Source organism: uncultured Leptotrichia sp. (assembly GCF_938036635.1).
Classification (GTDB): Bacteria; Fusobacteriota; Fusobacteriia; order Fusobacteriales; family Leptotrichiaceae; genus Leptotrichia; species Leptotrichia hongkongensis.
This window is the reverse complement of sequence record NZ_CALHQO010000481.1, coordinates 1-6,711: the sequence shown is the minus strand read 5'-3', so window position 1 is coordinate 6,711 and position 6,711 is coordinate 1. Positions and strand designations below refer to the sequence as shown.

9 protein-coding genes are annotated in these 6,711 nt (G+C 31.0%); all 9 read left to right on the top strand.

Translation table 11 applies throughout. The annotated features are described in order from the left end of the window. Positions 1-303 precede the first annotated feature (303 nt). Complete coding sequence (locus Q0370_RS09765; protein ID WP_299575160.1) at positions 304-756, top strand: YfcE family phosphodiesterase; 453 nt, start codon at positions 304-306, stop codon at positions 754-756. A gap of 428 nt (positions 757-1,184) precedes the next feature. Then, the gene (locus Q0370_RS09760; RefSeq protein WP_299575158.1) at positions 1,185-1,628 is read left to right on the top strand and encodes a mannose/fructose/sorbose PTS transporter subunit IIA; all 444 of its coding nucleotides are present in this window, start codon (positions 1,185-1,187) and stop codon (positions 1,626-1,628) included. 124 nt (positions 1,629-1,752) lie between these two features. Further along, positions 1,753-2,244 (top strand): PTS sugar transporter subunit IIB, encoded by a 492-nt coding sequence (locus Q0370_RS09755; RefSeq protein ID WP_299575156.1) that lies wholly within the window; start codon positions 1,753-1,755, stop codon positions 2,242-2,244. A gap of 45 nt (positions 2,245-2,289) precedes the next feature. Beyond that, positions 2,290-3,102 carry a PTS mannose/fructose/sorbose transporter subunit IIC gene (locus tag Q0370_RS09750; protein WP_299575154.1) on the top strand — a complete coding sequence of 271 codons (813 nt, stop codon included), beginning with the start codon at positions 2,290-2,292 and terminating at the stop codon, positions 3,100-3,102. A 12-nt stretch (positions 3,103-3,114) separates the two neighbouring features. After that, positions 3,115-3,951 carry a PTS mannose transporter subunit IID gene (gene manZ, locus Q0370_RS09745; protein WP_299575152.1) on the top strand — a complete coding sequence of 279 codons (837 nt, stop codon included), beginning with the start codon at positions 3,115-3,117 and terminating at the stop codon, positions 3,949-3,951. Beyond that, a complete protein-coding gene (locus Q0370_RS09740; RefSeq protein WP_299575150.1) occupies positions 3,952-4,341 on the top strand; it encodes a hypothetical protein in 390 nt (129 codons plus the stop codon). A gap of 185 nt (positions 4,342-4,526) precedes the next feature. Then, positions 4,527-5,546: a phenylalanine--tRNA ligase subunit alpha gene (gene pheS / locus Q0370_RS09735; RefSeq protein ID WP_299575148.1), complete on the top strand. Its 1,020-nt coding sequence runs from the start codon at positions 4,527-4,529 to the stop codon at positions 5,544-5,546. Between the two features lie 30 nt (positions 5,547-5,576). Then, the gene (locus tag Q0370_RS09730) at positions 5,577-6,059 is read left to right on the top strand and encodes a GNAT family N-acetyltransferase (RefSeq protein WP_299575146.1); all 483 of its coding nucleotides are present in this window, start codon (positions 5,577-5,579) and stop codon (positions 6,057-6,059) included. A gap of 9 nt (positions 6,060-6,068) precedes the next feature. Next, the coding region (locus Q0370_RS09725) for a hypothetical protein (RefSeq protein WP_299575144.1) at positions 6,069-6,711 on the top strand (643 nt) is incomplete at its 3' end.

Below are 6,711 nucleotides of genomic sequence, written 5' to 3'. Positions count from 1 at the left end.
AATAAATAATCAAAATTTATTAGTAAAATTAATACTTATTGCATAACACACAAAATTAGTATAAAATTAAAAAATGTGGTATAATATATTTGGGTATTTAAAAAGTTGAATAATAAATTGTTATAAATAGTTATTTTAGATAAAATGTCATAATATTAAAATACAGCTTTAAACTTATAAAGCATAAATAAAATTGTTAGGGAAATGATTATTCGAAGGACTTTATTATTAAATATTTTAGTATAATGCAAAAAGTTTTTCGATGAAGAAATAATAAAGAACAAAATGGAGAGAGGAGATTTAATGAAAGTATTAATTTGTTCTGATAGTCATGGGAGGCTTGATTATTTTCAGCAAGTAATAGATTTGGAGCAGCCGGAAATCGTAATTTTTGCAGGAGATCATAGCACAGACGCAATTGATATGTCGTTAGTCTATAGAGATGTACTTTTTGCCATTGTAAAGGGTAATACTGATATGGATGATTATGAGTCTAGAGAAACTAAAATATTTGATTTAATGGGAAAAAAGGTGTTATTAACACACGGACATCTGTATAACGTAAAAACTACACTTGAAGAATTAGAAAAAAAAGTACATTTAGAAAAAGCCGAAATTTGTATTTTTGGACATACACACAAAGAATTTATTTCAGAAAAAGGTGGAGTAATGTATGTAAATCCAGGAGCATTGCAGGATAAAAAATATATGATTTATTATGGTGGTAAAAAATTTGAGCAAAAAATATTAAAATAATTCAAGTCATTGCTGGTACAGTTGGAATAAAGAGGGACATAACTATTGAGTAAAATCAAGGTTGTGTCTTTTTTAATTTATAAATTGCAGTACTAATTGCAAAATAAAGGGAAATAGACTGGTTTTCCTTACTTATATAAAAAGAAAAAACATAGGAATATGAAAAAATATTTACTAATAAAATATTCAAAAAGTAATAAAAGACAATTTAGTTAAACGATTATGAATTAATTGTCAAACAACTAGTTTGTCTTTATTTTTTAATGGGGTTTAGTATAAGCAAAAATATAAATAAATTAATATTATGTACAGATAGATTGAAAGATTTTTTTTAAAAATGTATTGACAATCTAAATTGATGAGGTTATACTAAATTTGTAAAGTAATTATGGAAATTAGAAATTTTAATATTGAAAGGAGAAACTGAGATGATTAACTTAATTGTTGCAACACATGGAAAAATGTCAGAAGAAACTGTTAATCTGACAAAGATGGTTCTAGGAGAAAGCGAACAGCTTGATTTTGTAACATTTGTGCCAGGCGAAGGTCCTGAAGATCTGATTGAAAAATATAATAATATTATTTCAAAATACGATGCCGAAGGAACATTATTTTTAGTAGATCTGTTTGGTGGAAGTCCTTATAATGCAGCCTGCAGAGTTGTTGCCGAAACGAAGAACACCGATGTAATAACAGGTGTTAATGTTCCAATGCTATTGGAAGTTTTAGATGCAAGAGAAGAAACAAGCGATGTTTCTGAATTAGTTCAAGTGGCAAAAAATTCAGGAATCAATGGAATTAAAATTTTTAGTGAATTATTTAGCGCAGATGTTGCTGATGACGATGATGATTCAGATGAACTGGATTTATAAAATAAAATATAGCAGAAAATTTAAAGCTGAAAATACAAAAACATAAACGAAAGGAGAGTTACTGAGAAATTTTTTATATTATACATGAATTTTTTCACAAAATTTTCAGTAGCGGGATAGAATTATGGAATTAGTTTTAACAAGAATAGACTCAAGATTAATACACGGACAGGTGGCAACTTCATGGGTAAAGGCTACAAAGCCTGAAGCAATTTTTGCTGTAAATGACGATGTGGCAGAAGATAAAATAAGAAAATCGCTTTTATTGCAAGTGGCGCCAGAAGGGGTAAAATCATTTGTAATACCTGTTGAAAAAGCAATAGCTGTTTATAAAAACCCAAAATACGATAAAACTAAAGTAATGTTACTTGTTACTTGCCCTGGGGATGTTGTCAGATTGATTGAAGGCGGAGTAGACATTAAAACTGTGAACGTTGGAGGAATGACTTTTAAAGAAGGGGATAAATTAATTTCAAAAGCCGTTGCAATTAATAAAGATGACTTGGAAGCATTTAATAAATTAAGAGCTATGGGTGTAGAGCTTGATATGAGACAATTAGTAACTTCTGCAAAAGAAGACATTAACTCTAAATTAGATTCTATCTCATTTGACTAAAAAAATAAAAATACAGAACAATTAAATATTTAGGAGGACAGAAGCATGAATGTTATTCAGTTAATTTTATTAGCGCTTGTGGCGGCTATAGCCGGAATGGGAAGTGTGCTTGATGAAAGACAGACTCACCGTCCGTTAGTAGCATGTACTTTAGTGGGGTTAGTACTGGGAGATTTAAAAACAGGAATTATATTAGGCGGGTCGCTTGAAATGATAGCACTTGGATGGATGAACGTTGGGGCGGCGATGGCGCCTGATGCAGCGTTAGCAAGTGTAATTTCAGCAATTTTAGTAATTGTAGGTAAACAGTCAATTGCAGAAGGAATAGCAGTTGCAGTACCAATTGCAGCAGCAGGACAAGTTCTTACAATTTTCGTTAGAACAATCACAGTGTTCTTTCAGCATAAAGCAGATGAATATGCAGAACAAGCTAATTTTAGAGGTATTGAAATGTGTCACTTAGCAGGACTGGCTTTGCAGGCGTTAAGAGTAGCAATTCCAGCTGTATTAGTAGGTATGATTGCCGGAACAAGTGCAGTAGAAGGAGCTTTGAACGCAATTCCTGAAGTAATTACAAGAGGGCTTCAAATTGCTGGAGGATTTATAGTAGTTGTTGGGTATGCGATGGTAATAAATATGATGGAAGCAAAAGCATTGATGCCATTCTTCTTCCTAGGATTTGTAATAGCGGCGTTTACAGAATTTAACTTGGTTGGTTTAGGAATATTAGGATTATGTCTTGCAATATTGTATATTCAATTAAATCCCAAATATCACGCATCTATTACTTTACCAAGTGGTGGAAATGGTGGAACCGCGGTTACAGAAGAAGCGGATGATGAACTGGAAGGACTATAGGAGGTAGGAAAAATGGCAGAAAATATAGAAAAAAAATTAACTGACAAAGATTTGAAAAGCATGTACTGGAGATCTACAACTTTACTAGGATCATTCAACTTTGAAAGAATGCAGTCAATGGGATTCTGCGTAACAATGATTCCTGCAATAAAAAGACTATATTCTAAAAAGGAAGATCAGGCAGCGGCTCTTAAAAGACATTTGGAATTTTTTAATACTCAACCATGGATAGGTTCAACTATAATGGGAGTTACAGCCGCAATGGAACAAGAAAAAGCAAATGGTGTAGATATTGACGACGCAACTATAAGCGGAATAAAAGTAGGGCTTATGGGACCACTTGCAGGAGTAGGAGATCCTATTTTCTGGGGAACTTTACGTCCGGTATTGGCAGCACTTGGAGCTTCACTTGCAATAGCTGGAGGAAATCTATTAGGACCGTTTATTTTCTTTTTTGGAATAAATTTGGCAAGAGTGCTTACTAGATGGTATGGATTAAAATATGGATACGAAAAAGGAACTGAAATTGTTGGAGATATGGAAGGTGGAGTAATCCAAAAATTGACTCAGGGAGCTTCTATATTGGGACTTTTCGTAATGGGAGCATTGGTTTCAAAATGGACTTCAATAAATGTGCCGTTGGTATTGTCTAAATACACAGATCAAACTGGAAAAGAAGTTGTAACGACAGTTCAAAGTATATTAGATTCGTTATTACCTGGATTACTAGCCTTATTACTTACATTTGCATGTATGTATCTGTTAAAGAGAAAAGTAAATGCTATTTGGATAATTTTTGGATTCTTTATAATAGGAATATTAGGATACTGGTTAGGAATTTTAGCATAGATGTTTAAAAAAATGATTGAAAAAATGGAAAAATATGTGAAAGTTCCACCAAAAGAAGGGTATATAAAAAACAGTTCTATTTTAGTTACAGGACTTATGATTATTGGAATGATTTTATATCCGCTTACTAAAGGATATGGGACGATAATAGCCTTGGCAGCGGCACTAATTGTTATGGTTGGGCAAAAACTATTAATAAAACAGGCTAAAAATGATTTTAAGGATATGTATTATGCCAAGGAAATGTACTTAAAAACTAAAAATACAGAATATCTGGATTTTATTATGGCACGTTCCAAACAGATGATTAACGATGTAAAAGTTTTATCTGATAGAGCAAAAAAAGAAATAGCTGAACTTCAGCAGTTTGCTGAAAAATATAGAAAATAGCTTTGTAATTATTTTGGAAATACAAGTTATAATTCAAAATATTTAAGAGAATACCTTATTGTGGGTATTCTTTTTTTGAATTAGAAATAGAAAATTTAAACTTTTTAATATATTTAAAGTGTGATATAATAAAAACATAAATTTTATGGTAAAAATAAAGAAAAGTGAAGCAAACAGGAGGAAAAATGTTAGACAAATTGGCACACTTGAAAGAAGAAGTGTTAGCAAAACTTAAAGAGGTGGAAAATCTTGAGGAGCTGAATGACCTGAGAGTTAAGATATTGGGGAAAAAAGGGGAATTTACAGCTATTATGAAGGGAATGGCTGATATTGCGGCTGAAAAGCGGGCTGAATTTGGAAAAGTTACAAATGAAATAAAAAATGTACTGCAAAATAGATTTGAAGAAGTAAATACTGACTTAAAGGAAATTGCAAAACAGCAAAGACTAAAAAACGAAACTATAGATGTGACTTTGCCAGGAAGAAAGGCTAACGCGGGTTCGCTTCATCCGCTTACAAAGACGGTTATGGAAATAAAGGACATTGTTTCTACAATGGGATTTGACATTGTGGATGGACCAGAAGTGGAATATGTGAAATATAATTTTGATGCATTAAACATTCCAAAAACCCATCCTTCACGTGAAATTTCAGATACATTTTACATCGAAGAAGAAAATGTTGTGCTAAGAACACAAACTTCTGGTATGCAAATTAGATATATGGAAGATAGAAAACCACCATTTAGAATGATTTCGATTGGAAAAGTTTATCGTCCAGACTATGATGTGTCACATACGCCAATGTTTCATCAGATGGAAGGGCTTATGGTAGGAGAAGATGTTTCTTTTGCTAATTTTAAAGCGATTTTGGAAAATATCGTGAAAAAAATATTTGGAGAAGACAGAAAAGTAAGATTCCGTCCGCATTTTTTCCCATTCACAGAACCATCAGCTGAAATGGATGTAGAATGTGGAGTTTGTAAAGGAGCTGGATGTAGAGTTTGTAAAGGGACTGGATGGCTTGAAATTTTGGGAAGCGGAATGGTAAATCCGAAAGTTCTGGAAGGTGTTGGAATTGATCCGAAAAAATATCAAGGTTTTGCATTCGGACTAGGGCTTGAAAGAATTACGATGCTTAAATATGGAATTGATGATTTAAGAGCGTTTTTTGAAAATGATGAGAGGTTTTTGAATCAATTTTAGGATTTAATTAGTGTAATTCGAAAGAAAAACATGAAAATACGTAGATTTGAAGAAAAAGACGCTAAAAAAGTATCTGAATTGATTGTAGAAACATTGCGAAAAACAAATATAAAAGATTATTCTGCTGATTTAATAGAAAATTATGTAAATAATTTCCAGCCTGAAAATGTTCTTAAAAGAGCCTCGTGGACACATTTTTATATTGCCGAAGAAAAGGGCAATATTATTGGATGTGGAGCAATTGCACCATATTGGGATAAACTTGATGAAAGTTCTTTATTTACTATTTTTATCTCGCCTGAACATCAGGGAAAGGGAATAGGACGAAAAATTATTGAAACATTGGAAAAAGATGAATATTTTTTAAGAGCCAAAAGAATTGAGATACCTGCGTCTATTACAGCTGTTCCGTTTTATAAGAAAATGGGATATAGTTACAAAAATGGAATAAACAAAGTAGATGATGAAGGAATTGTAAGAATGGAAAAATTTAGAAAAGATAAAGAGAGATAATTTTTGAAAATGAAAGAAAAAATATTAGGAAAAACAGTTGGAAAAGCTGGAGTTTCACAAGTTTTAATTATAAAAAGCACATTTATTATGGCAATTTACATTGTTTTGGGATTTTTCCTTGTAATTTCATCGCTTGTGAACTGGGGAAAAAGTTATTTTGAGTTTTTATTCTGGATTGGAATATTCATTATATTGCTTGCACCAATTCAGTTTTTATGGCTAAAAATGGAAGAAAGTTCAGTTGGGAAATATATTTTTTATGAAAATGGCTTTGAAGATGCCTTGAAAAAGAAACAAATATTTTTTGAAGATGTGAAAAATTATTTTTATTTAAATTTAAAAAATGGTTCTGATAATGTTGAATTTCTGGTTATTGAAGTCGAAAATAAAGAAAATTTAATAAAAAATCATTTAGAAAAAATTACAATAAATTTGAAATTAAACAGGATGGCTTCAAAATTATTTGTAAAAAATTATATTGAGTTTGTATTAAAGAATAAATTTAATGAATATGCTAAAAATAAGGATAATTTTGACTTTAAATTCGGAATTATTGAAGAAAATAATTTAATGAAAGACAAAATTTTTAGTTTAAATATGGATAAAAACTTGGAAAAAGTCAAAATATATAAACATATTTTTTTAAATAAAG

What these genes read in the sequence shown, in the direction of transcription:
- manZ (WP_299575152.1), top strand. Translation starts at nt 3,115, where the DNA reads ATGGCAGAAAATATAGAAAAAAAATTAACTGACAAAGATTTGAAAAGC.
- Q0370_RS09740 (WP_299575150.1), top strand. Translation starts at nt 3,952, where the DNA reads ATGTTTAAAAAAATGATTGAAAAAATGGAAAAATATGTGAAAGTTCCA.
- Q0370_RS09755 (WP_299575156.1), top strand. Translation starts at nt 1,753, where the DNA reads ATGGAATTAGTTTTAACAAGAATAGACTCAAGATTAATACACGGACAG.
- pheS (WP_299575148.1), top strand. Translation starts at nt 4,527, where the DNA reads ATGTTAGACAAATTGGCACACTTGAAAGAAGAAGTGTTAGCAAAACTT.
- Q0370_RS09765 (WP_299575160.1), top strand. Translation starts at nt 304, where the DNA reads ATGAAAGTATTAATTTGTTCTGATAGTCATGGGAGGCTTGATTATTTT.
- Q0370_RS09750 (WP_299575154.1), top strand. Translation starts at nt 2,290, where the DNA reads ATGAATGTTATTCAGTTAATTTTATTAGCGCTTGTGGCGGCTATAGCC.
- Q0370_RS09730 (WP_299575146.1), top strand. Translation starts at nt 5,577, where the DNA reads ATGAAAATACGTAGATTTGAAGAAAAAGACGCTAAAAAAGTATCTGAA.
- Q0370_RS09760 (WP_299575158.1), top strand. Translation starts at nt 1,185, where the DNA reads ATGATTAACTTAATTGTTGCAACACATGGAAAAATGTCAGAAGAAACT.